The organism is Leisingera sp. ANG49 (assembly GCF_059694505.1).
The window spans coordinates 556,430-580,283 of record NZ_JCATZN010000001.1 but is presented as its reverse complement, the minus strand read 5'-3'; the positions used below and the strand labels follow the sequence as shown (position 1 = coordinate 580,283).

Sequence of the window (23,854 nt, the reverse complement as noted above, 5' to 3'; positions counted from 1 at the left end):
CATAGATTTCCCCTGCAGCACATCCTATAGCGCGCGCCATGAAACTCAGCGATTTCGACTTCGACCTGCCTGACCATCTGATTGCCACCCGGCCTGCCAATCCGCGCAGCTCGGCCCGCCTGCTGGTGGCCGAGGGCGGCGATCTGCATGACGGCCAGGTGACCGATCTGGTGAACTGGCTGCAGCCCGGTGACCGGCTGGTGCTGAATGACACCAAGGTGATCCCGGCACGCCTGAGCGGGCTGCGCCACCGCGACAGCGCGCAAGGCCCGGTGGCGGCAAAAATCGAGGCGACCCTGCTGGAGCCGCGCGCTGATGGCAGCTGGGCGGCGCTGCTGAAGCCTTTGAAGAAAATCAAGGCGGGCGAGGAGATTGTCTTCTCCGATGACCTGAGTGCCAAGCTGGAAACCATCGGGGACGGCCAAGGCGTTCTGCGCTTCAACCTGAGCGGCACCGATTTCGACGCGGCGCTGGCCGCTGCCGGCGCGATGCCGCTGCCGCCGTATATCGCCGCCAAGCGCGCAGCGGATGAGCAGGACAAGACCGATTACCAGACCGTCTGGGCCAAGAACTCCGGCGCGGTGGCGGCGCCGACGGCCTCCCTGCATTTCGACGCGCCGCTGCTGGCGGCACTGAAGGACCGCGGCGTTGAGATTTCCTATGTCACGCTGCATGTGGGCGCGGGCACGTTCCTGCCAGTGAAGGTGGAGGATGTGACCACCCACCGGATGCACGCGGAATGGGGCAAGGTGAGTGAAGATGCCGCGGCACAGATCGCGGCGACCAAGGCGGCAGGCGGACGGGTGATTCCGGTCGGCACCACGGCGTTGCGGCTGATCGAGAGCGCCGCCAAGGACGGGCAGATCCACCCCTGGGAAGGCGACACCGATATCTTCATCTATCCCGGGTTCGAATTCCAGGTGGCGGACGCGCTGATGACCAATTTCCACCTGCCGAAATCGACTCTTTTGATGCTGGTTTCGGCGCTGATGGGGCAGGAGGAGATCCGGCGCATCTATGCGCACGCGGTTGATAACCGCTACCGGTTCTTCTCATACGGCGATGCGTCGCTTTTGATCCCGGCTTAGACGAATACATCTCAGAAATGCGGCGGAAAATCATAGACAAGCGCCGCAACTACGGGCCCTGATTTCGCGAACAGGGTCATCAAACTGAAACCGGAATCGGCGATACCGGCCCGGCGGGCTTGATCGCCCGGACATAACAATCAAAGGTGAAGGCAGCCCGTCCCGTTGTGGAGGGCTGCTTTGCTTTCGAAGGAGGCATGAAATGCTGCAGGTGCTGTCGAGCGCATGGGCGCTGCTATTGGGGGTTTGCTTGCTGATGGTGGGCAATGGCCTGCAGGGCACCATGCTGGGGGTGCGCGGCGAGCTGGAGGGCTTCTCCACCTTCCAGATGTCGATCGTGATGGCAGCCTATTTCGTTGGCTTCCTGGGCGGCTCGCGGCTGGCGCCGGAGATGATCCGGCGGGTCGGCCATGTGCGCGTCTTTGCGGCGCTTGCCTCCTTTATCTCGGCGGTGATGATCCTCTATCCGCTGCTGCCCAACACCGTCGCCTGGGCGCTGGGGCGGATGATCATCGGTTTTTGCTTCTCCGGCGTGTATGTGACCGCCGAGAGCTGGCTGAACAACGCCGCCGACAACACCAACCGCGGCAAGGCGCTTTCTCTGTACATGATCGTGCAGACCATTGGCATCATCACGGCGCAGGGGCTGATCCAGGTCGGCGATCCGGCCGGCTATGAGGCCTTCATCATTGCGTCGATCCTTGTTTCGGTCTCCTTCGGGCCGATCCTGCTGTCGATTTCGCCGACCCCGGCCTTTGACACCACCAAGCCGATGACCCTGCGCCAGCTGTTCGAAACCTCGCCGCTGGGCTGTATCGGCATGTTCCTGCTGGGCGGCGTGTTCTCGGCCCAGTTCGGCATGAGCGCCGTTTACGGCTCCGCCGCCGGGCTGACCCTGACGCAGCTTTCGATCTTCGTCTCCTCCTTCTATGTCGGCGCGATGCTGTTGCAGTACCCGCTGGGCTGGCTGTCGGACCGCATGGACCGCCGCGTGCTGATCCTGTTTGTCGCCCTGGTGGGTGGTGGCGGCGCGGTGATCGGCTTCCTGTTCGGAATGGAGTTCAAGATGCTCCTGGTCGCGGCCTTCTTCATCGGCGGTTTGTCGAATCCGCTCTATTCGCTGCTGATCGCCTATACCAACGACTACCTGGAGCATGACGACATGGCGGCCGCATCGGGCGGGCTGGTGTTCATCAACGGGCTCGGTGCCATCGCCGGGCCGCTGATCACCGGCTGGCTGATGGAGGATGCGGTGTTCGGGCCGGCCGGCTTCTTTACCTTCATCGGCGCGCTGATGTTCTCGATGGCTGCCTACGCCGCCTATCGTGCAACCCAGCGTGCGTCGACCCCGGTGGGCGAGACCGGCAGCTACGCGGTGATGTCGCCGGCGGTGTCGCCGGTGGCGGTGGAATTTGCCCAGGAATACGCCATCGAGAGCGAGCTGGAAGAGCAAGAAACTGCCCAAGAAACAGTCTGATTGCGCTAACCAGCCGGAATTGTGAGGATTATTTCACACAGAGGGCTTGTCTGATACAACTTGTGACCCAAGGTTACTTGTAAACGGTATGTAAATTGGCCTGAAGTTAAGGTCAGGAGAAACTTGGAGTTACGACCGATGGCTGGTCCCGAAGAGATACTTGCATTCTGGCTCGACAAAGTCGGGGAGAAGGGATGGTATCTGCAGGATGACGCGCTGGATCAGGAGATCCGCGAAAAGTTCCAAACCACGTGGGAGGCGGCCTGCGAAGGCAGGTTCTCCTTCTGGCTCACCTACCCGAGCGGCACGCTGGCCTATATCATCCTGATGGACCAGTTCCCGCGCAACATGTTCCGCGGCGATGCCCGGGCCTTTGCTTCTGACCGCGCCGCGCTGTCGGCGGCGAAGATCGCGATCAACAAGAACTGGGACCTCAAGATCGATGAGCCGGCCCGGCAGTTCTTCTACCTGCCGCTGATGCATTCAGAAAACCTGTGCGACCAGGAACGCTGCATCCGGCTGATGATTGAGCGGATGCCGGAGAGCGGCGGCAGCAACCTGCTGCATGCGCGCGCCCACCGCGAAGTTATCCGCCAGTTCGGCCGCTTCCCCTACCGCAACGAGGCGCTGCACCGTGCCAGCACTACGCCGGAACGGGCATATGTGCAGGCGGGCGGTTACGGCGAGACCGTGCGGCAGATGCAAGCGGCGGGCTGACGTCAGCACCGGCAGACAATTTGAACGCCGCTTCCCGTGCCAGGGCGCGGCGTTTTCTTTTGCCCGGTCCTTGTGACTGACGGGTGCGTGCGGCAGGGAAGCGGTCCCCGGTTTCAGGCACGCACTGGAGGCCCCCACGACCGTTTCACCATTTCCGATGACCGGCACTTGCCGCTGCGGCGCTGCCGCAATTGAAGTCTCCGCGCCGCCGGTTCTGACTGCTGCCTGCCACTGCCCCGGCTGCCAGAAAATGAGCGCCAGCGCGTTTTCCCTGACCGCGATGTTTCCGGCGGAGGCGTTCAGCGTGGTGAAGGGCGTCCCGGTCATTGGCGGTGCCAAAGGGGAGGAGCTGGCGCATTACTGCTGCCCGGAGTGCCTGACATGGATGTTCACCCGGATCAGCGCCGTGGAGGCGTTTGTGAACGTGCGTCCGACGATGTTCGAGGAGAGCAGCTGGTTCAGCCCGTTTATTGAGACCTGGACTGCGGCAAGACATCCGTTTGTGCGGGTTGCGGCTGCACACAGCTTTGAGCACTTCCCCTCGATGGAGGAGTTCGGCGAATTGCTGGAGGCCTTCGCTGCTAAGGGGTGAACCCGGATCAGCCTTCGGGCGCGGGGCAGGCAGCGCTGTCCTTCAGCAACGGGGCGGCGCGGATGATACGGTCGGCAAGCTCCGCGGCGCCGGCCCGCGCGGCCTCAGCGGCGGCCTGCAGCGGCAGCGCGCGCATTTCCGAGACGCTGGCCTGTAATTGCACTAGGCGCTCCTCCAGTTTATCGAACCGGGCGGCAGACGCCGTGCCGTCCGTTAGCGAGTTGCGGAGAGCTGCGACCTCCGCCTGCAAGCCTGTCACGGAGGTGCGCAGCGGCGTAACGCGGTCCGCTATGGTCGCAGCGTTGGCGGTGACGCCCTCGGCCGCGTCCATCAGCTTCCATCCCAGGAACAGGCAGAGCGCGAGCAGGACCAGGGTGGCATTCAAAAGCGCCTTGGCGAGGTCGTAAAGTGTTTTGGCCATATACATCCAGTCCGGGGTTGTGGATTGAAGAAAGCTTACGGCCTATGGTGGCCTGGAGCTGCCTGGGCTGCCAAGCGGAAACCTGCCGGAAAATGCATGGCCGCTATGCCGCAGCACAGGGTGATTGCAGCGCAGCGAAAACTAGTTTAACGGTAAACTAGTTTTGGAACCTGTTTGAGGGCGAGGGAGCACCATGGCCGCACAATCTTATGACGTGATCGTAATCGGCGCAGGGCCGGGGGGCTATGTTGCGGCCATCCGTGCCGCGCAGCTGGGTCTGAAGACCTGCGTGGTCGAGCGCGAGCATCTGGGCGGCATTTGCCTGAACTGGGGCTGTATCCCGACCAAGGCACTGCTGCGCTCCTCCGAAGTGTTCCACCTGATGGAGCGCGCCAAGGATTTTGGCCTGAAGGCGGAAAACATCGGCTATGACCTGGACGCGGTGGTGAAACGCTCGCGCGGGGTGGCTAAACAGCTGTCCTCCGGCATCGGCCACCTGATGAAGAAGAACAAGATCGACGTGGTGATGGGCGAGGCGTCCATTCCGGTCAAAGGCAAGGTCTCGGTCAAGACCGGCAAGGGCACGCAGGAGCTGACTGCCAAGAATATCGTGCTGGCCACCGGTGCCCGCGCCCGCGAGCTTCCGGGGCTGGAGGCGGACGGCGATCTGGTCTGGACCTACAAGCACGCACTGCAGCCGGTGCGGATGCCGAAAAAGCTGCTGGTGATCGGCTCCGGCGCCATCGGCATCGAATTTGCCAGCTTCTACAATACCTTGGGCGCTGAAACGACTGTGGTCGAGGTGATGGACCGGGTGCTGCCGGTCGAGGACGCCGAAATCTCCGCCTTTGCCAAGAAAGCCTTTGTCAAACAGGGCATGAAGATCATGGAGAAAGCCATGGTCAAGCAGCTGGACCGCGGAAAGGGCAAGGTGACGGCCCATATCGAGGTCGGCGGCAAGGTGGAGAAACAGGAATTCGACACCGTGATTTCCGCCGTGGGGATCGTCGGCAACGTCGAGGGCCTGGGGCTGGAAGAGCTGGGGGTGAAGGTCGACCGCACCCATGTGATCACTGACGAATTCTGCCGCACCGGCGTGGACGGCCTCTATGCCATCGGCGACATTGCCGGCGCGCCCTGGCTGGCGCACAAGGCGTCCCACGAGGGCGTCATGGTGGCCGAGCTGATCGCGGGCAAGCACGCGCATCCGGTGAAGCCCGAGAGCATTGCCGGCTGCACCTACTGCCAGCCGCAGGTCGCCTCCGTCGGTTATACCGAGGCCAAGGCCAAGGAGCTGGGCTACGACATCAAGGTTGGCCGCTTCCCCTTCATCGGCAACGGCAAGGCGATTGCGCTGGGTGAGGCCGAGGGCATGGTGAAAACTGTCTTCGACGCCAAGACCGGCGAGCTGCTGGGCGCCCATATGGTCGGCGCCGAGGTGACCGAGATGATCCAGGGCTATGTGGTGGGCCGTCAGCTGGAAACCACCGAGGAAGACCTGATGAACACCGTCTTCCCGCACCCGACGCTGTCCGAGATGATGCACGAGAGCGTGCTCGATGCCTATGACCGGGTAATCCATATGTAAGCTGCCAACGGCAGCGGACGTTCTAAAAGGCGGTCCGTAACGGGCCGCCTTTTTTGTGGATCCGCACTGCGTCGGCGCGCACCGGCGATGCGGGGCGGCCTTGCGGCCTTGTTCCGCGCTGGGGTTGTGGCGCTGCGTCAGTTTCGGTTGGCCCTCTGGCCACTGGCTGCGCGCCGGGGTAACCAGAGGCAAATCAAGAACAAAAGGCAGCGTAGATGAGCACAACCGGGAAAACCCGCTGGGGCGCGATTCTGGCGGTCTGGGCTGCCGGACTGGGGGCCGCAGCACAATACGGCAAGGTTTCCGTTGTTTTTGACCAGCTTGGCGCGCTGTATCCGGAGGCCGGTGCGGCGCTGAGCCTGAGCGTGTCGATGACCGGCGTGCTGGGCATTCTGATGGGCGCGGTGGCCGGGCTGTTTGTCTCTGCCTTCGGATACCGGCGCGCGCTGGTCTGGGCGCTGTGGACCGGCGCCGCGATGTCGGCGCTGCAGGTGCTGCATCTGCCCTACGGGCTGTTCCTGGCGACCCGGGTTGCGGAAGGCCTGTCGCATCTGGGCATCGTGGTGGCGGGTCCGACGCTGATGGCGCTGCTGGCCAGTGACCGCCAGCGGGGCACGGCGCTGACGGTGTGGAGCACGTTCTTCGGCGTTGCCTTTGCGCTGCTCAATTGGCTGGGGCTGCCGCTGGTGGCGTCCCACGGCCTGCTGGCACTGTTTGCCGCCCATGCGGTGCTGATGGCGGCGCTGGCGGTGCTGCTGCACCGGGCGATGCGGGACCTGCCGGTGCCGCCGCGCCAGACCATGCCGCAGCTGGCCAATCTGTCGGCGTTGCATCTGAAAATTTACCGCTCGCCGTTCAAGCTGGCGCCGGCCGCGGGCTGGCTGTTTTACACCACCTGTTTCGTAGCGCTGCTGACGGTGCTGCCGCCGCATGTGCCGGAGGGGCAGCGGGCCTTTGTGATGGGGGCGTTTCCGCTGATCTCCATCGCGTCATCCATGGTGATCGGGGTGGCGCTGCTGCGGGTGATGCGGGCGGTGCAGCTGATCCAGCTGGGGTTTGCGCTTTGTGCCGCAGCGGGCCTGTGGCTGTGGATGATGCCAGGGGACTGGCTGGCCTGTTTCGCGCTGGCCGCCGCCTTTGGGATGGTGCAGAGCGGAAGCTTTGCCGCGGTGCCGCAGCTGAACACCACCGCCGCGGACCAGGCCGAGTCGAACGGTGCCATGTCGCAGGCCGGCAATGCAGGCAACGTGATCGGCACGCCGCTGCTGCTGGCGTCGCTGGGGGTGGCGGGCTACGGGGGCATGATGCTGGTGGTCTGCGTGCTGTTCCTGGCGGGCATTGTGGTGCATCAGCTGCTGGCCACGCGGCGGAGGGCCTGGGCCTAGGCGCCGCTCCCGCCCGTCACCGGTCCCTTTGGGGACCGTCTTCGGTTGGGCCGGGCGCCGCGCGGGGCGCGGCGCGCCGTAAATCGCGCCGGATTCCGGGCAGGCAAACGCCTGTTTTCCGGCTGCTGCCAGCTGCTGTCAGCAAACTTCATCCTGTTCGCGCAATGTTCTCATTTTGCCCTTGGCGTTTTCCACCGCATTCCCTATCTGTAGGGCGGGCGTCCGCCAAGGGTTCGGCGGCGCGGGTACGGGGGCATTATGGCTGAGCTGAAATCCATCGAAGTGCGCGGCGCGCGCGAGCACAATCTGAAGAGCATCGACGTGGATATTCCGCGCGATGAGCTGGTGGTGATCACCGGCCTTTCGGGCTCGGGCAAGTCCTCTCTGGCGTTCGATACCATCTATGCCGAGGGCCAGCGCCGCTATGTGGAAAGCTTGAGCGCCTATGCGCGCCAGTTCCTCGACATGATGGAAAAGCCGGATGTGGACCACATCAGCGGTCTGTCCCCGGCGATCTCGATCGAGCAGAAGACGACCTCGAAGAACCCACGCTCCACCGTTGGCACGGTGACCGAGATCTATGACTATCTGCGTCTGCTGTTTGCCCGTGCGGGCACGCCCTATTCGCCGGCCACCGGGCTGCCGATCGAGGCGCAGCAGGTGCAGGACATGGTCGACCGGATCATGGAGATGGAGGAGGGAACCCGCGGCTACCTACTGGCGCCGATCGTCCGCGACCGTAAGGGCGAGTACAAGAAGGAATTCCTGGAGCTGCGCAAGCAGGGCTTTCAGCGGGTGAAGGTGGACGGGGAGTTCTACGAGCTCGACGAGCCGCCCGTGCTGGACAAGAAGTTCCGCCATGACATCGACGTGGTGGTCGACCGTCTGGTGGTGCGCGAGGGTATGGAGACGCGGCTGGCGGACTCGCTTCGCACCGCGCTGGACCTGGCCGACGGTATTGCCATTCTGGAAACCGCCCCGCGCGAGGGCGAGCCGGAGCGGATCACCTTCAGCGAAAACTTTGCCTGCCCGGTCAGCGGCTTCACCATCCCGGAGATCGAGCCGCGGCTGTTCTCTTTTAACGCTCCGTTCGGGGCCTGCCCGGAATGTGACGGGCTGGGGGTTGAGCTGTTCTTTGACGAGCGGCTGGTGGTGCCGGACCAGAGCCTGAAGGTCTATGACGGCGCGCTGGCGCCCTGGCGCAAGGGCAAGTCGCCCTATTTCCTGCAGACCATCGAGGCCATCGCGCGGCACTATGAGTTCGACAAGAACACCGTCTGGAAGGACCTGCCCGAGAAGGTGCAGCAGGTGTTCCTGTATGGCTCCGGCGACGAGGAGATCATGTTCCGCTATGACGAGGGCGGGCGGGTCTACCAGGTGGAGCGCACATTCGAGGGCGTCATTCCGAACATGGAGCGGCGCTACCGCGAGACCGATTCCAACTGGATCCGCGAGGAATTCGAGCGCTATCAGAACAACCGCCATTGCCATCACTGCGAGGGCTACCGGCTTCGCGAGGAGGCGCTGGCGGTCAAGATCGCGGGCGTGCATGTGGGGCAGGTGGTGCAGCTGTCGATCCGCGAGGCGCTGGCCTGGATCGAGGATGTGCCGAACCACCTGAGCCAGCAGAAACAGGAGATTGCGCGGGCCATCGTCAAGGAGATCCGCGAGCGGCTGGGCTTCCTGAACAATGTGGGCCTTGAATACCTGACGCTGTCGCGGTCATCCGGCACGTTGTCCGGCGGCGAGAGCCAGCGGATCCGGCTGGCGTCGCAGATCGGCTCCGGCCTGACCGGGGTGCTTTATGTGCTGGACGAGCCGTCGATCGGCCTGCATCAGCGCGACAACGACCGGCTGATCGGCACGCTGAAGAACCTGCGCGACCAGGGCAACACGGTGATCGTGGTGGAGCATGACGAGGACATGATCCGCCAGGCGGATTATGTTTTTGACATCGGCCCCGGCGCCGGGGTGCATGGCGGTGAGGTGGTGAGCCAAGGCACGCCGCAGCAGATTGCCTCTGACACCAATTCGATCACCGGCCAGTATCTGGCGGGCACGCGGGAGATCGCGGTCCCACCCAAGCGGCGCAAGGGCAACAAGAAGAAAATCAAGGTAGTGAAGGCCTCCGGCAACAACCTGAAAGAGGTGACGGCGGAGTTTCCGCTGGGCAAATTCGTCTGCGTAACCGGTGTGTCGGGCGGAGGCAAGTCGACGCTGACAATCGAGACGCTGTTCAAGACCGCCTCGATGCGGCTGAACGGTGCGCGCCAGACACCAGCGCCTTGCGAGAGTATCAAGGGGCTGGAGCATCTGGACAAGGTGATCGACATCGACCAGCGCCCGATCGGCCGCACGCCGCGGTCGAACCCCGCGACTTACACCGGCGCCTTCACCCCGATCCGCGACTGGTTTGCCGGCCTGCCGGAGGCCAAGGCACGGGGCTACAAGCCCGGGCGGTTCTCCTTCAACGTCAAGGGCGGCCGCTGTGAGGCGTGCCAGGGCGATGGTGTGATCAAGATCGAGATGCACTTCCTGCCCGACGTCTATGTCACCTGCGAAACCTGCAAGGGCGCGCGTTACAACCGCGAGACGCTGGAGATCAAGTTCAAGGGCAAGAGCATTGCTGATGTGCTGGATATGACGGTGGAAGACGCGCAGCAGTTCTTTGCGGCGGTGCCTTCAATCCGCGACAAGATGGACGCGCTGATGCGGGTGGGCCTTGGCTATATCAAGGTCGGCCAGCAGGCGACGACGCTGTCGGGCGGCGAGGCGCAGCGGGTGAAGCTGTCGAAAGAGCTGTCGAAGCGCTCCACCGGGCGGACGCTGTATATTCTGGATGAACCGACGACCGGCTTGCATTTCGAGGATGTGAAGAAGCTTCTGGAAGTGCTGCACGAGCTGGTGGAGCAGGGCAATTCGGTGGTGGTGATCGAGCACAACCTGGATGTGGTCAAGACCGCTGACTGGATCATCGATATCGGCCCGGAGGGCGGCGACGGCGGTGGCGAGATCGTGGCGGCGGGCACGCCTGAAGCGGTAGCGGATGAGCCGCGCAGTCACACCGGGCGCTATCTGAAAGACATTCTTGCGGCGCGGAAGGTGGCGGCGGAATGAAAAGGAGGGGCGCTGCCCCTCTTGGCCTTTGGCCAATTCACCCCGGAGTATTTGCACAAAGGTGAATGGGGGGGGGCGGTGACGCCCCCTTTCTTACGCGGTTTGCGCGGTCGCGGGGCGGGCCAGCATCAGCGGCACCAGGAACAGGGCCAGAAAGGCAGTGTTCATTACCACGTTGAACCAGGCGCCGGCGGCGAGGGAGCCGAGGCTGTCGGGGATGTACCAGGCCAGCAGCGCCGGGATCAGCAGGCGACGGCCGAGGGCCGGGTTTGTGCTGTAGACGTGGTCTGCCACCAGATAGATGAGCACGCAGAAACCGCACATCAGCCCGCCGCTGATCGCGGTCATCAGCGAGGCCGCGCCGGGGGTGATCGCTTGCGCACCGTCCACCGGAAGGAACGCTAGGTCAATGAACAGGCTAAGTACCGCGCCCAGCGGAGTGGCCAGCGCCAGCACCATGGCGAGTCCGAAGGCGGCGGAGAGGATCGAAACGGTCTTGAGCATGCGGATAGCGGCGGCGTGGGTCATGTGAAGCTCCTGTGTAGTGTCCCGTTCAAACTGCGGATCGCACGGAAGCAAAACAATTACCTTGGAGGTAAGTGAACTTCCGGGCGCTACTGCCTATGCTGCGGAAAACGGAGGCAGCAGATGGCAGAGGGATTTGGCGCGGTTCTGAAGAAATGGCGCGGGCTTCGGCGGATGAGCCAGATGGAGCTGGCGCTGGAGGCCGGTGTCTCGGCCAGGCATCTGTCGTTTCTGGAGAGCGGCCGCTCGCGCCCCAGCCGCGGCATGGTGCTGCGCCTGAGCGAGGAGCTGCAGCTGCCGGGCGGGGCGCAGAACCAGCTGCTGACGGCGGCGGGGTTGGCGCCGGCCTATGCGAGCCGGGACCTGGATGACGCGGAACTGGCTCCGCTGCGGCAGGCGGCGGAGCAGATGCTGGCCGCGCATGAGCCCCTGCCAGCGATGGTGATCGACCGGCACTGGCGGCTGCTGGACCTGAACCGGCCCATGGCGCTGATGCTGGGCGGCGCCGGGATCAGCAGGGGCAGCAGCCTGATCGAAGCGCTGCTGGACAATGCCGCGCTGCGGGCGGCGCTGGACAATCTGGAAGAAGTTGAGCGGCACAGCCTGGCGCGGCTGAGGACAGAATTGGCGCATTTCGGCGCTGACTCGGTTCTGGAGCGGGCGGTGGCTCGGCTGCGGGCAAATGCCGCGGCCCATGCGGTGCCGCAGGAGGTGGTGCTGCCGGCGGTGATCCCGGCGCGCTACCGCATGGCAGGGCAGGTGCTCGCGTTCTTCTCCACCATCACGCAGTTCGGCGGTACCGGCGATCTGGCGATGTCGGAGCTGCGGATCGAAATGCTGTTCCCGGCAGACAACTCCACACGCGCGGCGATGGAGGCGATGGCCCGGTCCTGACCGGGCCGCACGGCCCTATTGCGAGAGATTGTCCGCAGCGCCGATCAGGCGCAGCACTTTCTGTGTCTCGCGGTTGACCTGGTAGACATAGCCGCCGGCCTGCACATAGGTGCCATAGGGATCCGGCGCCCATTTGCCGGGGTTCCCGATCCAGGTGTAATCATCCAGGATATGGTCGCCGCGCCGGTAGAACTTCTTGGCCACCCGGGCAGGGGTGCATTGCGAGGCCTTCAACGCCAGGCCCTGCGGGCAATCCAGCGCGGCCTTCTCAACACCGCCATTGCCTGCGGCCAGCGGAATCGCCAGCGCGCAAGCCGCGGCAAGAACGGTGATCGGGACAAGGTGACGGCGTACCATTTACAGCGGATCCTTTCTTCGCTGCCCTTGTCATAAAGAGCTGTGCAGCAAAGCCAAGGGAGCTGAAAAGGGGCGGCGGCGGGCTGCCGGTTGCCGCTCAGGCGGTGGCAAGAACCCGCGCTTCGAAGCTGCGCAGCGACAGCCGGGCGGCGTTTCCGTAGCCGCGGCCGGTTTCAGCGCAGAGTTCCGGGAACAACTCGCGGATTTCCGCCTGTGTGCCGGCATCAAAGCCAGCGGCCGTTTCCGGTCCGGGCTGGTAGCTTTCGCTGAGGGCGCCGTTGGCCCAGAGAATCTGGTGGCTGCCGAACAGCAGGTGGAAGTACTCCGCCTGCGGCATGTCCAGCGCCGGGCGCACGGTCTTGTCATTGACCAGGTCCTTGGCCTTGACCAGCACTTCGTCCTCGCCGAACAGCAGCTGCGCCAGCGGGCCGTCGATCAGCATCCGGTGCTGCGGCGAGACATAGAGGTCGCGGCTGTTGCCGCAGCTGCCAGCGGCAAAGCGGATCGGCGCCGTGTCCGGGGTGCAGGAAGTGCGGCGGCTGCCGGTCCATTGCAGCACCTGGGAGCCGTTGTCGTAGGTCAGAACCTCCATGCCGGGACGCAGGTCCTCGACCGGGATATCGCCGCCGGGGGTGCGGATCAGGGTGCCGCGCAGAAAGCAGGGCACGGTCTGGTTGATCTGCACCAGGCCGGTGTCCGAATTGCCCAGGCCGTTGTCCGCAGTGTAGTTGAAATAGACGGTTTCCAGGTCGCCGTCGGTGACCACGGTCAGGGTGCCGTCGGCGTTCAGGGTGATCTGCTGGCCGGTGGTGAGCGTGACCGTGTCACCGGCCGAGACCGCCTGGTCGTTGATATGGGTGATGGTCAGCGTGCCGGAGGTGGTGCTGTCGTTCTCCAGCACGTCAATCACCCGGGTCTTGTTGATGGCGATGTCGTCCTGATCGTCCTGGGCGACCACGGCGGTCTGGACCGACCCGCCGGCAATCAGCAGGTTGGTGTCATAGCTGCTGTCGGCGGTATCGGCGACGCCGATCTTGAGGGTGTTGATTTCGCCTGCATTCACCGGGGCGACAAAGGTCAGGGTGATGGTGAACCCGTCCATCTCGGTGTTGTACTGGTCGCCGGTGTTGTCGACGTAGACGTTTTCGGTGCCGTCATTGATGTTGCCGATCGATGCGGTGCCGTCGCCGATGGAGACCTCCGCCTCGGCCCCGTTCACCCAGACACCAATGACGTCGTTGTACTGGGAGTTGGCGAATTCCGGGTATTCTTCGGACGATAGCACGAAGTCGATGGTCAGAACATCGCCGTCCGGAACGAAGTCCACTTCAAGGAACGAGGCGTCATAGGTGGCGGCCCCGGCCAGCGCATTGAAATCGGCGTCCCCATTGGTGCCGGAGGTATTGGTGCTGGTGTTGGTGCGGACGTTGGTATTGGCGGAGCCGTCGCTGTTGGTGAAATCACGCACGTAACCGGTTGACAGGATGACCCCTGAATCCGCGGGCGCAACGCCCGGGGTGGTGGTGTCGGCGCCGGAATAGATGCCGGAGGACAGCGTGTCGCCGCTGTAGGAGGCACTGGTCACCGTGACGCCGTCGCCGAAGATCTCCTCCGCCATCTGGATGGCGGTGGCATTGGAGTCGATGTTCAGTTCGGTTGCGGTGGCCATGTCGGGCAGATTCAATCCGGATGCTGGGTTTGACGGTCGCTTACCGGAATGCTGCTGAATTGGGGCGGAACTGTGGCAGGGCGGGGCCGAAATCCGGGAGTTTAGTCGAATTTTAGGAGTATTTGCCGGAAGCCTGCAAAATTTAGGCCGGCCCGAAAGAGGGCCGGCCTGGCGCGGTGCCGGTTTGGGAGGTGGCCGCGCGGGCGCGGCTGGGTGTGTCAGCCCTCGCGGCTGCGCTTTTCGAACCGGGGCAGCATGGCGGAGAAATCCAAGCCCTTGCCGTCTTCTTCCTCGACGAATTTCTTATAGAGCGCCATCGCCAGTTCGCCCATCGGGGTGTCGGCATCGGCGCTTTCGGCAGCCTGCTGGCTGAGGCCAAGGTCCTTGAGCATCAGCTCCGCCGCAAAACCGGGCTGGTAGTTGTTGTCGGCGGGCGACTGCGGGCCGACGCCGGGGGCCGGGCAATAGGCGTTCATGGTCCAGCTGTAGCCGGAGGAGGTGGAGACCACGTCGAACATCTTCTGCCGGTCGAGGCCCAGCTTGTCGGCCAGCGCAAAGGCCTCGCAAGTGGCGATCATGGTGACGCCGAGGATCATGTTGTTGCAGATCTTGGCGGCCTGGCCGGCGCCGGCCACACCGCAATGCACGGCCTTCTGTCCCATGATGTCGAATAGCGGTTCCGCCGCCGCGAACGCCTCTGCCGAGCCGCCGGCCATGAAGGTGAGCGTGCCGCCGGCAGCGCCGCCGATGCCGCCGGAGACCGGCGCGTCGACGGAAAGCAGCCCTGCGGCTTCGGCCTGTTCGGCCACTGCGCGGGCAGAGTCGACGTCGACGGTGGAGCAGTCGATGAAGGCCGCGCCCTTGGCCATGGCCGGGATCACCTCTGCCGCGACCAGCCGCAGGATGGCGCCGTTGGGCAGCATGGTGATGACGGCATCGGCGCCCGCCGCGGCCTCAGGGCCGGAAGCGGCCATTTTCACGCCCTCGATGCTGACATCGGCCATGTCGAAGCCGGTGACCTCGTGGCCGGCCTTGGCTAGGTTGGCGGCCATCGGCCCGCCCATGTTGCCGAGCCCGATAAATCCGATCTTCATTGCACGTCCTCCTCAAATGTCAGCGCATCAGCGCCCAAAGGCGCCAGCATATCGTCAACCGCCTGCGCAGGCACCGGCTGGCCCGCATATTGCCATTGCGGATTGCGGTCCTTGTCAATGATCTGCGCCCGGATGCCCTCCAGGAAATCGCTTTTTTCCATGGCGCGGAAGGTGTAGCGGTATTCCAAGTCCAGCGCGCGGCGGATGGCGGGGCCGTCGGCGCGCAGGCGGTGCAGCATCTCCAGCGTGCAGGCCATCGACAGCGGCGAATTGCGCTTCAGCGACTTCAGAGCGGCAGCGGCGAATTCGCTGTCCTCTGCCTCGAGGCCCGCAAGGATGTCCTCCAGGCTGTCCTTGCCGAAGTGTGTGGCGGTGTCCTTGCGGACCGCGCGCAGCTTGCCTTCCGGCGCGGGCCGTGCGGCGTCCTCCACCTGCTTGGCGGAGCCGGTTTCCGCCAGCGCGGCAATCAGCGCGGGCCATTGGTCCTGCGGGATGAAATAGTCGGCAAAGCCCGCAAGGATCGCATCGTCGGCGCCCATCCGCGCGGCGGTCATGCCGAGGTATTCGCCCAGGTGATCCGGCGCCAGCGCCAGCATCAGGGAGCCGCCCACATCCGGCACCAGGCCGATGCCGACCTCCGGCATAGCGATCTGGCTGCTTTCGCTTACCACCCGGTGGGTGCCGTGGCAGCCGATACCGACGCCGCCGCCCATGGTGAAGCCCTGCATGAAACTGATCACCGGCTTCTTGTACTCGAAAATGCGGGCGTTCAGCCGGTATTCGTCGCGCCAGAAGGTGCGGCCATAGGAATAGTCGCCCTTGGTGCCGGTGTCATAGAGCTCGGCAATGTCTCCGCCGGCGCAGAACGCCTTGTCGCCCTCGGCGTCGATCACCACCAGCTTGACGTCCTCGTCACTGGCCCAGCCGCGCATGGCGGCGTCGATCGCCATGCACATGCCGTAGCTCATCGCGTTCAGCGCCTTGGGGCGGGTGAAGGTGATGCGGCCGGCGAGGCCGGCTTTACGGATATGGATATCACTCATCAGGCGGGCTCCATCAGTGTTTGCGCCGCGGACAGTCTGCCGATTGCAGATTACTCCGCAATCAGCTGGCGCGCGACAATCAGGCGCATGATCTCGTTGGTGCCTTCCAGGATCTGGTGCACCCGCAGGTCGCGGACGATCTTCTCGACGCCGTAGTCGGCCAGATAGCCGTAGCCGCCGTGCAGCTGAAGGCAGCCGTTGGCGACGTCAAAGGCGGTGTCGGTGACCATCAGCTTGGCCATGGCGCAGAACTTGGTGGCGTCATGGGCGCCGGTGTCCAGCTTCCACGCCGCCTGGCGCAGGAAGGTGCGGGCAGCCTGCAGGCGGGTCTCATACTCCGCCAGCCGGAACTGCAGCGCCTGGAACTGGTTGATCGGTTTGCCGAAGGCCTTGCGCTCCGACATATACTGCACGGTCTGATCCAGTGCCGCCTGGGCACCGCCGAGCGCGCCGGCCGAAATGTTCAGGCGGCCGCCGTCAAGGCCGGCCATCGCATAGGAGAAACCCTTGCCTTCCTCGCCGATCAGGTTGTCGGCAGGGATCGCGCAATCGTCGAATTGCACCTGCGAGGTCGGCTGCGCCTTCCAGCCCATCTTGTCCTCCAGCGCGCCGAAGGAGAGGCCCGGGTTGCCGTCCTCGACCACCACCGTGGAGATCCCCTTGGGGCCGTCCTCGCCGGTTCGGCACATCACGACATAGGCGTCGGAGTAGGAACCGCCGGAGATGAACGCCTTGGTGCCGTTCAGCACATAGCCCTCATTGCTGCGCTCGGCGCGGGTTTTCAGCGCCGCCGCGTCGGAGCCGGAGCCGGGTTCGGTCAGGCAGTAGGAGAAGATCTTCTCCATGGTGCACAGGCTCGGCAGCCATTTCTGCTTGGTCTCCTCCGAGCCGAACTTGTCGATCATGCCGCCGCACATGTTGTGGATCGACAGGAAGGAGCCGACGGCGGGGTCGGCCATCGCCAGCGCTTCGAACACCAGGGTGGCGTCGAGCCGCGAGAGGCCGGAGCCGCCGTATTCCTCGGACACATAAAGCCCGCCAAAACCCAGCTCCGCCAGTTGCGGCCACAGCGATTTGGGGATGGTGCCTGCCTTTTCCCATTCGCGGGAATGCGGTGCGATGTTTTCCTGGCCGAATGCATGGGCCATGTCGAAAATGGCCTGCTGTTCCTCTGTCAGTGCGAAATCCATGCGCCGCTCCTCCCGTCGATCAGATGAATTGAACAGTTGTTTATTTAATACCCGCCGACGGACGCTGAGGCAAGCTGCGCAAATGCAAAGCCGCCGTGCAGCAATGCCGCGCCATCCCGGCATGGGATCAGGAGAAAATTAAGAAACTTCGGCGAAACTCTGTCTCAAACCGGTCAAGTGCAGGTGAATCCTGCCAAACGCATTCCAAAAGGAGCAGGCGCAGTGTCGAATTCTGGGGCTCAGCATTTTCTGGCATCTTCCACCCCGCAAAACCCGGACAAGGCCAAGCAGGGGTTTGCCGGCGCCGTCACCGCCAATGCCCGCGCCGATTTTGCCTTGTCGGTAAAACATGGGATGCTGAAGTCAAACAACCGCGGCCCCAAGGAACAAGCCGCGCAGCTGATGAAACTCGCGCGGCGCAAGGCCGTTGAACGCGGCTTTGACGACGCGATCTACCTGCTGAAACAGGCGCTGGAACTGGACAGCAAAAACCGCAAGCTCCACACCACGCTCGGTGAGGTTTACGAGCTGATGGAAAAGCGCGACAAGGCGATCCTGTGCCATATTGAAGCGCTGCGGCTTGAGCCGCAAAACCCTGAATGCCTGGCCTATATCGGCAGCTACCTGATGCGGATCGGGCAGGATGAGGAGGCCATCAACTATTTTCAGGACACGCTGAAGTTCGCGCCGAACAATGAAGTTGTCTTTGCCCGCATGATGCACCTGAAACGGCAGAAATGCGACTGGTCCGACTTTGACAAAGCGCGCCGGAAGATTAAGCACAACACCAAGGGCATGTCGGCCATCGACCCGTTTTCCTTCCTGAGCCTGGTCGATGATCCGGACCTGCAAAAGCAGTTTTCGGTGCTTGCAGCCAAGGCAACCAAGGTCTGCAAGACCGAGACCGCCAGTTTCACCTCGCCGCTGGCGAAGAAAGACAAGATCCGGATCGGCTATTTCTCCTGCGACTTCCTGGATCATGCGACCATGTTCCTGATCGGCCGGATGTTCGAACTGCACGACCGGGAGAAGTTCGAGATCTACATTTACGACTATGGCGCGATGAACGACAATGCAGGCCGGCTGCGGGCGGAAAAATCCGCGGATGTCTACCGTCACGTCGGCGGCGTCGACAGCGAAACGATTGTCGAACAGGCGCGGGCAGACGGACTCGACATCGCGATCGATCTGAAGGGGCACACCAAGGGCAACCGGATCAACCTGTTCGATCACCGCATGGCGCCGGTCCAGATCTCCTATCTCGGCTACCCCGGCACCTCCGGTGTCGAGGCCATCGACTATATGGTGGCGGATTCCGTTGTGGTGCCGCCGAAGTACCGCAAGTTTTACACCGAAAAAGTCCTGTATATGCCGGACTGCTACCAGTCCAACGACGACGGCCGCAAGGCCGCGGCATTCAAACCCACACGTGCGGACATGGGGCTGCCGGAGGATGCGGTGGTGTTCTGTTCCTTCAACAGCCCCTACAAGGTGTCGCCGGATGAATTCGACATCTGGATGAAGCTGCTGAAGCTGGTTCCCGACAGCGTCCTGTGGTTCTACGCTGCCCGCGACAATATCCAGGCAAACATTCTGGCCGAAGCGAAACGGCGGGGTATAGGCCCCGAGCGTATCGTTTTTGCCGGGTTTGCAAAGCAGGAGGAGCACCTGGCCCGCCTGCCGCTGGCGGACATCTTTCTGGATACTTTCTTTGTTAACGCGCATACCACGGCCAGTGACGCGTTGTGGGCAGGCGTCCCTGTCGTCACCAAAGCGGGCAAGCAGTTCGCCGCACGGGTGGCTGCCAGCCTGCTGCACTCGGTCGGCCTGGATGAGTTGACCGCAGCAACGCCGCAGCAATACCAGGCGCTGGCCCTGAAACTGGCCCGAGACAAGGCATACCTGGCGGATGTGAAGGCACGGGTGAAACAGGGGATCGAGACCGGCCCGCTCTATGACACCGGGAAATTCACCCGCAACTTTGAGGCGCTGCTGGAAAAGACCCTGGAGCGTTTCAATGCCGGGCTGAAGCCGGACCACATCAGCCTGACCTGACTTGGGCAAACAATGAACGAAGGGCGCGGGAATTCCCGCGCCCGCTTCATTTGGAGCCAGCCTGATCCGCTGAGATCAGAGCAGCCGGACCTGGGTGCCGACTTGCACAAGCTCATACAGCTCTTCGACATGCTGGTTATAAAGGCCGATGCAGCCGGAGGAGCTTTGCCGCCCGATCTTGCGGGTGTCATGGGTGCCGTGGACCAGGTAGGCCGGCCAGTCCAGATACATCGCGCGGGTGCCCAGCGGGTTGCCTTTCTCGCCGCCCGCAATGCGTTCCGGCAGGGTCGGATCGCGCTCGCGCATCGATGCGGTCGGGGTCCAGCTGGGGTTCTCGGCCTTGCGCACGATCTCGCTGTAGCCGCGCTTGGTCAGGTCCTCTGTCATCGGAACCGAGGAGGGGAACAGCCGGTAGGTCTCGCCGTCCGGGCCCCAGTAGTGCAGCGCGCGGGAACTGATATCAGCCAGCAGGCAGCCCACGCCCAGGGTTTCGAAATGGTCCTGCCAGTTCTGCTGGCTGAAAGCGGAGACGTTCCGCTGCACCGGCACTTCGTCGCGGATGGCGGGTTCGTTCTGCGGGAAGGCGTCAGATGATGACTGCGCGCGCAGGAGCGCAGGAGTTGCCAGCGTGGCGCCAAGGCCCATCAGGGTTGCGCGGCGGGTAATGCGGAGTTTGGTCATGTTGCCTCTACCGTGCTGCTCGAAAACTCCGCCGCAAGATAAGCATCCCGGCAAGTTTTCCTAGGGCCGGCATAGCGGAAATTCCCCGCCTCACAAGCTTGTGTTGCGCCGGGCGGCGGAAGATTGCCGCCCGGGCATCAATCGCGGGTCAGGCCGGCAGGGTGCGGGCCTGGGCAAAGGACAGGAGGCGCTTGCTGTCCTCGTCCCACAGGTGCAGCCGGGCATTGGCCAGGCTTTCGCGGATGGTCATCCGGTTGCCCTCGGCCAGTTCGGCATGGTCGCGCAGCACCTCGGGAAGCCGGTAGAAGGGGATGCGGCTGTACAGGTGGTGCACATGGTGGATGCCGATATTGGCGCTGAGCCATTGCAGCACCGGCGGCAGCACGTAGTGGGAGCTGCCGTGCAGGGCAGCGTCGTGCAGCTGCCAGTCGCTGTCCTGCTCCCACTGGGTGGTCTCGAACTGGTGCTGGACATAGAACAGCCACAGGCCCGCAGTGGCGGCAATCAGGGTGGCCGGCAGGAAAATCAGCAGCAGCGGCATCAGCCCGCCGAAGTACCAGATCAGCCCCAGCGCCGCCAGGATCGACGCGTTGGTGCCCATGGCGCTGATCCAGTAGCGGGCCTGGCCCGTCAGGCCGTAAGGGATGCGGTTCTGCAAAAAGAACAGGTAGCCGGGGCCGATGCCGAACAAGGTTACCGGGTGGCGGTACAGCCGGTAGATCAGGCGGTCCCAGCGGCTGGCGGCGCGGTACTCGGCCACCGTCATTGTGTGGATGTCACCCATACCGCGCTTGTCCAGGTTGCCATGGGTGCTGTGATGGATCGAATGGGTGCGGCGCCAGACGTCATAAGGTGTCAGGGTCAGAACGCCGATGATGCGGCCCACCCAGTCGCTGACATGCCGGTTGGCAAAGAAGGACCCATGGCCGCAGTCGTGCTGAATGGTGAACAGGCGCAACAGGAATGCGGCGATCAGTACGGAAATGGCCAGCGTCAGCCAGTAGCTTACCGACAGCGACCACCAGGCCAGCGCCCAAAGCAGCAGGAAGGGCACCACCGTCACAGCTAGCTCGAAACTGCTGCGCAGAGGGTTGGGTTCGCGGTACTGGGCCAGGATCTTGACCCAGTCACGGGCGGTTCGTGCAGCCGCCTGCGGCTGGTTCCGGTCTTGTGTCTTGCTCATGCGCCTGCCGTTTATCTCTCAATTCAGGACCGGATAGACGACCAGCAGCGGGGAGCAAGCAAAAATTGGCTGGAAACCTTATTTAAACTGGTGCCGTGCCGGGAAAGACGCCACGGGTCATGGCGCACAGATTGTCCAAGACTGCCGCCAAAGAAAAAGGCCCCGGAAAATCCGGGGCCTTTTCCTATTAAGGGGCAGTAGGTTAGTCCATTGCCTTGAAGTTGAACTCGCCGCCTTCCTTGATGCCCGAGGGCCAGCGGGAGGTCACGGTCTTGGTGCGGGTGTAGAATTTGAAGCTGTCCGGGCCGTGCTGGTTCAGGTCGCCGAACATCGACTTCTTCCAGCCGCCGAAAGTGTGGTAGGCCAGCGGCACCGGGATCGGCACGTTGATGCCCACCATGCCGATGTTCACACGGCTTGCGAAGTCGCGCGCGGTGTCGCCGTCACGGGTGAAGATCGCGGTGCCGTTGCCGTACTCGTGGTCCATCGCCAGCTTCAACGCTTCCTCGTAAGTGCCTGCACGGACGGTGGAAAGCACCGGGCCGAAGATCTCCTGCTTGTAGATGTCCATGTCGGGGGTGACATGGTCGAACAGGTGGGCGCCGACAAAGAAGCCGTCCTCGTAGCCCTGCAGTTTGAAGTCGCGGTTGTCGACCACCAGCTTTGCGCCCTGGTCGACGCCGGACTGGATCAGGCCCAGGATACGCTCCTTGGACGCCGCGGTCACAACCGGGCCCAGGTCGACGTCGTCGCCGGCGGTGTAGGGGCCGACCTTCAGGGTTTCGATGCGCGGGATCAGCTTTTCGATCAGCTTGTCGGCGGTTTCCTCTCCGACCGGCACCGCAACCGAGATTGCCATGCAGCGTTCGCCGGCCGCGCCGAAGCCTGCACCGACCAGCGCGTCAGCGGCCTGGTCCAGATCGGCGTCGGGCATGATGATCATGTGGTTCTTGGCGCCGCCGAAGCACTGGGCGCGCTTGCCGTTGGCGGTGGCGCGGGAATAGATGTACTGCGCGATCGGGGTGGAGCCCACGAAGGAGACGCCCTGGATGATTTCGCTGTCCAGGATGGTGTCCACGGCTTCCTTGTCGCCGTTCACGACCTGGAACACGCCTTCGGGCAGGCCGGCTTCGATGAACAGCTCGGCCAGCATCAGCGGCACGGAGGGGTCGCGCTCGGAGGGCTTCAGCACCACGGCGTTGCCGCAGGCCAGCGCCGGGCCGACATGCCACAGCGGCATCATGGCGGGGAAGTTGAACGGCATGATCGAGCCGACAACACCCAGCGGCTGGCGCATGGAGTACATGTCGATGCCGGGGCCTGCGCTGTCGGTGAATTCACCCTTCAGCATCTGCGGTGCGCCGACGCAGTATTCGATCACTTCCAGGCCGCGCTGCAGATCGCCCTTGGCGTCCGGGATGGTCTTGCCGTGCTCGCGGCTCAGCGCTTCTGCCAGCTTGTCCATGTCGCGGTTCATCAGGCCAACCATCGCCATCATCACGCGGGCGCGCTTCTGCGGGTTGGTCGCGCCCCATGCGGGCTGCGCCGCGGCGGCCTTTTCGATCGCATCGGTGGTCTCGGCAGCGCTGGCCATCGGGCACTGGTACTGCACCTCACCGGTTGCGGGGTTGAAAACATCGTCAAAGCGGCCCGAGGTGCCGGAGACCAGTTTGCCGTTGATAAAGTGGCCGAGTTCTTTCATCGGATCCTCCTCTGTTCATCTTGCCTCCATCGTAGGCTTGCAAAAAACATCGGAAAAGAGGAAACATTTCAAAGAGGCTTTGCAGGAACGCAAAAGGTTAACACTGCATTAGCAGGAAAACGGAGGACCCGGGGCCAATGGATCCGCAGTGGGATGATATGAAAGTGTTTTTGGCGGTGGCGCGGGAGGCGAGCCTGTCCGGCGCCGGACGTATCCTCAAGATGGATCCCGCCACCGTCGGCCGCCGCATTGCCCGGTTCGAGGCGGCGCTGGAAACGCCGCTGTTCGTGAAGTCGCCGCAGGGCTATGCCCTCAGCGCCGTCGGCGACCGTCTGCTGGTCCATGCCGAGGCGGCAGAACAGGCGATGCGGGCAGGCACCGAAGCGCTGAGCGGCCCCAGCGATACCATGTCCGGACAGATCCGCATCGGCGCGCCGGACGGCAGCGCCAACTATATCCTGCCGCAGGTCTGCGCCCAGATCGCCGAAGAGAATCCGGACCTGGACATCCAGATCGTGGCGCTGCCGCGGGTGATCAACCTCAGCCGCCGCGAGGCCGACATGGCGGTCACTGTCAGCGCACCGACCGCAGGCAAGCTGCTGGTGCAGAAGATCTGCGACTATAAGCTGCACCTGGTCGCCTCGCGCCATTACCTGAAGGAGCATCCGCCGATCGAAAAGCTGGAGGACCTGAAGGGCCACAAGATGATCGGCTATATTCCCGACATGATTTTTGACAAGGAACTGGACTATCTGAACGACATCGGCGTGGAGCGGGTGGCGCTGGCGTCCAACTCGGTCTCGGTGCAGATCAAGATGGCGGCGCAGGGCACTGCGGTCTGCGTGGCGCATGACTTCAGCCTGCCGGCCCACCGCATGCTGCGAAAAATCCTGACTGACAAGGTGAGCCTGACACGCAGTTTCCATCTGGTGCGGCATCAGGGCGACCAGCGCAGCGAGCGTCTGAACCGCTTTGCCCAGGCGTTGTCAAAGGGTATCCGCGACGAGGTGGCCCGGCTGGAAGCCTTGACTTAAAGCTGCGTTGCGGCAAACCTCTTAAATACGCAATATTATTTC

General features: G+C 63.5%; 20 protein-coding genes. 10 read left to right on the top strand and 10 right to left on the bottom strand.

What is annotated here, in order from left to right; translation table 11 throughout:
- Positions 1 to 38 precede the first annotated feature (38 nt).
- The 4 genes from queA (at position 39) to AC58NV_RS02850 (ending at position 3,874) form a co-directional block, all read left to right on the top strand.
- Entirely contained in the window at positions 39 to 1,088 is a 1,050-nt protein-coding gene (queA, locus tag AC58NV_RS02865) for a tRNA preQ1(34) S-adenosylmethionine ribosyltransferase-isomerase QueA (RefSeq protein WP_497225794.1), read from the top strand.
- A 202-nt stretch (positions 1,089 to 1,290) separates the two neighbouring features.
- Positions 1,291 to 2,565: an MFS transporter gene (locus tag AC58NV_RS02860; protein ID WP_497225793.1), complete on the top strand. Its 1,275-nt coding sequence runs from the start codon at positions 1,291 to 1,293 to the stop codon at positions 2,563 to 2,565.
- A 138-nt stretch (positions 2,566 to 2,703) separates the two neighbouring features.
- The gene (locus tag AC58NV_RS02855) at positions 2,704 to 3,282 is read left to right on the top strand and encodes a DUF924 family protein (protein WP_497225792.1); all 579 of its coding nucleotides are present in this window, start codon (positions 2,704 to 2,706) and stop codon (positions 3,280 to 3,282) included.
- 157 nt (positions 3,283 to 3,439) lie between these two features.
- The gene (locus AC58NV_RS02850; RefSeq protein ID WP_497225791.1) at positions 3,440 to 3,874 is read left to right on the top strand and encodes a GFA family protein; all 435 of its coding nucleotides are present in this window, start codon (positions 3,440 to 3,442) and stop codon (positions 3,872 to 3,874) included.
- A 7-nt stretch (positions 3,875 to 3,881) separates the two neighbouring features.
- On the opposite strand, the gene AC58NV_RS02845 is transcribed toward AC58NV_RS02850, so the two are convergent.
- A complete protein-coding gene (locus tag AC58NV_RS02845) occupies positions 3,882 to 4,295 on the bottom strand; it encodes a hypothetical protein (protein ID WP_497225790.1) in 414 nt (137 codons plus the stop codon).
- Positions 4,296 to 4,488: 193 nt separating this feature from the next.
- Here AC58NV_RS02845 and lpdA point away from each other — a divergent pair, with 193 nt between their 5' ends.
- The 3 genes from lpdA (at position 4,489) to uvrA (ending at position 10,385) form a co-directional block, all read left to right on the top strand.
- Positions 4,489 to 5,883, top strand: a complete 1,395-nt coding sequence (lpdA, locus tag AC58NV_RS02840) for a dihydrolipoyl dehydrogenase (protein WP_497225789.1) — start codon at positions 4,489 to 4,491, stop codon at positions 5,881 to 5,883.
- A 215-nt stretch (positions 5,884 to 6,098) separates the two neighbouring features.
- On the top strand, positions 6,099 to 7,268 hold the full coding sequence (locus AC58NV_RS02835; RefSeq protein ID WP_497225788.1) for an MFS transporter: 1,170 nt from the start codon (positions 6,099 to 6,101) through the stop codon (positions 7,266 to 7,268).
- A gap of 258 nt (positions 7,269 to 7,526) precedes the next feature.
- Positions 7,527 to 10,385, top strand: a complete 2,859-nt coding sequence (uvrA, locus tag AC58NV_RS02830; protein WP_497225787.1) for an excinuclease ABC subunit UvrA — start codon at positions 7,527 to 7,529, stop codon at positions 10,383 to 10,385.
- A gap of 93 nt (positions 10,386 to 10,478) precedes the next feature.
- Here uvrA and AC58NV_RS02825 read toward each other — a convergent pair whose 3' ends face one another.
- A complete protein-coding gene (locus tag AC58NV_RS02825; protein WP_497225786.1) occupies positions 10,479 to 10,913 on the bottom strand; it encodes an excinuclease ABC subunit A in 435 nt (144 codons plus the stop codon).
- Between the two features lie 120 nt (positions 10,914 to 11,033).
- Between AC58NV_RS02825 and AC58NV_RS02820 the strand changes: the two genes are divergently transcribed.
- Positions 11,034 to 11,804: a helix-turn-helix domain-containing protein gene (locus tag AC58NV_RS02820; protein WP_497225785.1), complete on the top strand. Its 771-nt coding sequence runs from the start codon at positions 11,034 to 11,036 to the stop codon at positions 11,802 to 11,804.
- A 15-nt stretch (positions 11,805 to 11,819) separates the two neighbouring features.
- Here AC58NV_RS02820 and AC58NV_RS02815 read toward each other — a convergent pair whose 3' ends face one another.
- From AC58NV_RS02815 to AC58NV_RS02795, 5 genes are all read right to left on the bottom strand, one after another.
- On the bottom strand, positions 11,820 to 12,161 hold the full coding sequence (locus AC58NV_RS02815; protein WP_497225784.1) for an excinuclease ABC subunit A: 342 nt from the start codon (positions 12,159 to 12,161) through the stop codon (positions 11,820 to 11,822).
- Positions 12,162 to 12,258: 97 nt separating this feature from the next.
- Positions 12,259 to 13,830 (bottom strand): choice-of-anchor L domain-containing protein, encoded by a 1,572-nt coding sequence (locus AC58NV_RS02810; RefSeq protein ID WP_497225783.1) that lies wholly within the window; start codon positions 13,828 to 13,830, stop codon positions 12,259 to 12,261.
- A 218-nt stretch (positions 13,831 to 14,048) separates the two neighbouring features.
- Positions 14,049 to 14,924, bottom strand: coding sequence for a 3-hydroxyisobutyrate dehydrogenase (mmsB, locus tag AC58NV_RS02805; RefSeq protein ID WP_497225782.1), 876 nt, complete (start codon positions 14,922 to 14,924; stop codon positions 14,049 to 14,051).
- The gene (locus tag AC58NV_RS02800) at positions 14,921 to 15,967 is read right to left on the bottom strand and encodes an enoyl-CoA hydratase/isomerase family protein (RefSeq protein WP_497225781.1); all 1,047 of its coding nucleotides are present in this window, start codon (positions 15,965 to 15,967) and stop codon (positions 14,921 to 14,923) included. Before AC58NV_RS02800 ends, mmsB begins: the two co-directional genes overlap by 4 nt.
- Before the next feature lie 50 nt (positions 15,968 to 16,017).
- On the bottom strand, positions 16,018 to 17,157 hold the full coding sequence (locus tag AC58NV_RS02795) for an acyl-CoA dehydrogenase family protein (RefSeq protein ID WP_497225780.1): 1,140 nt from the start codon (positions 17,155 to 17,157) through the stop codon (positions 16,018 to 16,020).
- 222 nt (positions 17,158 to 17,379) lie between these two features.
- Between AC58NV_RS02795 and AC58NV_RS02790 the strand changes: the two genes are divergently transcribed.
- Complete coding sequence (locus AC58NV_RS02790; protein ID WP_497225779.1) at positions 17,380 to 19,212, top strand: O-linked N-acetylglucosamine transferase, SPINDLY family protein; 1,833 nt, start codon at positions 17,380 to 17,382, stop codon at positions 19,210 to 19,212.
- 75 nt (positions 19,213 to 19,287) lie between these two features.
- On the opposite strand, the gene AC58NV_RS02785 is transcribed toward AC58NV_RS02790, so the two are convergent.
- From AC58NV_RS02785 to AC58NV_RS02775, 3 genes are all read right to left on the bottom strand, one after another.
- Positions 19,288 to 19,893, bottom strand: coding sequence for a L,D-transpeptidase (locus AC58NV_RS02785; protein ID WP_497225778.1), 606 nt, complete (start codon positions 19,891 to 19,893; stop codon positions 19,288 to 19,290).
- 148 nt (positions 19,894 to 20,041) lie between these two features.
- Positions 20,042 to 21,076 carry a fatty acid desaturase gene (locus tag AC58NV_RS02780; protein ID WP_497225777.1) on the bottom strand — a complete coding sequence of 345 codons (1,035 nt, stop codon included), beginning with the start codon at positions 21,074 to 21,076 and terminating at the stop codon, positions 20,042 to 20,044.
- A 202-nt stretch (positions 21,077 to 21,278) separates the two neighbouring features.
- Entirely contained in the window at positions 21,279 to 22,778 is a 1,500-nt protein-coding gene (locus AC58NV_RS02775; protein WP_174144791.1) for a CoA-acylating methylmalonate-semialdehyde dehydrogenase, read from the bottom strand.
- A gap of 137 nt (positions 22,779 to 22,915) precedes the next feature.
- Here AC58NV_RS02775 and AC58NV_RS02770 point away from each other — a divergent pair, with 137 nt between their 5' ends.
- Positions 22,916 to 23,812, top strand: coding sequence for a LysR family transcriptional regulator (locus tag AC58NV_RS02770; RefSeq protein ID WP_497225776.1), 897 nt, complete (start codon positions 22,916 to 22,918; stop codon positions 23,810 to 23,812).
- The last annotated feature ends 42 nt before the right edge of the window (positions 23,813 to 23,854 follow it).

Excerpts from the sequence above, each read along its gene's own strand:
- queA (WP_497225794.1), top strand. The coding sequence starts at position 39 with ATGAAACTCAGCGATTTCGACTTCGACCTGCCTGACCATCTGATTGCC.
- AC58NV_RS02860 (WP_497225793.1), top strand. The coding sequence starts at position 1,291 with ATGCTGCAGGTGCTGTCGAGCGCATGGGCGCTGCTATTGGGGGTTTGC.
- AC58NV_RS02855 (WP_497225792.1), top strand. The coding sequence starts at position 2,704 with ATGGCTGGTCCCGAAGAGATACTTGCATTCTGGCTCGACAAAGTCGGG.
- AC58NV_RS02850 (WP_497225791.1), top strand. The coding sequence starts at position 3,440 with ATGACCGGCACTTGCCGCTGCGGCGCTGCCGCAATTGAAGTCTCCGCG.
- AC58NV_RS02845 (WP_497225790.1), bottom strand. The coding sequence starts at position 4,295 with ATGGCCAAAACACTTTACGACCTCGCCAAGGCGCTTTTGAATGCCACC.
- lpdA (WP_497225789.1), top strand. The coding sequence starts at position 4,489 with ATGGCCGCACAATCTTATGACGTGATCGTAATCGGCGCAGGGCCGGGG.
- AC58NV_RS02835 (WP_497225788.1), top strand. The coding sequence starts at position 6,099 with ATGAGCACAACCGGGAAAACCCGCTGGGGCGCGATTCTGGCGGTCTGG.
- uvrA (WP_497225787.1), top strand. The coding sequence starts at position 7,527 with ATGGCTGAGCTGAAATCCATCGAAGTGCGCGGCGCGCGCGAGCACAAT.
- AC58NV_RS02825 (WP_497225786.1), bottom strand. The coding sequence starts at position 10,913 with ATGACCCACGCCGCCGCTATCCGCATGCTCAAGACCGTTTCGATCCTC.
- AC58NV_RS02820 (WP_497225785.1), top strand. The coding sequence starts at position 11,034 with ATGGCAGAGGGATTTGGCGCGGTTCTGAAGAAATGGCGCGGGCTTCGG.
- AC58NV_RS02815 (WP_497225784.1), bottom strand. The coding sequence starts at position 12,161 with ATGGTACGCCGTCACCTTGTCCCGATCACCGTTCTTGCCGCGGCTTGC.
- AC58NV_RS02810 (WP_497225783.1), bottom strand. The coding sequence starts at position 13,830 with ATGGCCACCGCAACCGAACTGAACATCGACTCCAATGCCACCGCCATC.
- mmsB (WP_497225782.1), bottom strand. The coding sequence starts at position 14,924 with ATGAAGATCGGATTTATCGGGCTCGGCAACATGGGCGGGCCGATGGCC.
- AC58NV_RS02800 (WP_497225781.1), bottom strand. The coding sequence starts at position 15,967 with ATGAGTGATATCCATATCCGTAAAGCCGGCCTCGCCGGCCGCATCACC.
- AC58NV_RS02795 (WP_497225780.1), bottom strand. The coding sequence starts at position 17,157 with ATGGATTTCGCACTGACAGAGGAACAGCAGGCCATTTTCGACATGGCC.
- AC58NV_RS02785 (WP_497225778.1), bottom strand. The coding sequence starts at position 19,893 with ATGACCAAACTCCGCATTACCCGCCGCGCAACCCTGATGGGCCTTGGC.
- AC58NV_RS02780 (WP_497225777.1), bottom strand. The coding sequence starts at position 21,076 with ATGAGCAAGACACAAGACCGGAACCAGCCGCAGGCGGCTGCACGAACC.
- AC58NV_RS02775 (WP_174144791.1), bottom strand. The coding sequence starts at position 22,778 with ATGAAAGAACTCGGCCACTTTATCAACGGCAAACTGGTCTCCGGCACC.
- AC58NV_RS02770 (WP_497225776.1), top strand. The coding sequence starts at position 22,916 with ATGGATCCGCAGTGGGATGATATGAAAGTGTTTTTGGCGGTGGCGCGG.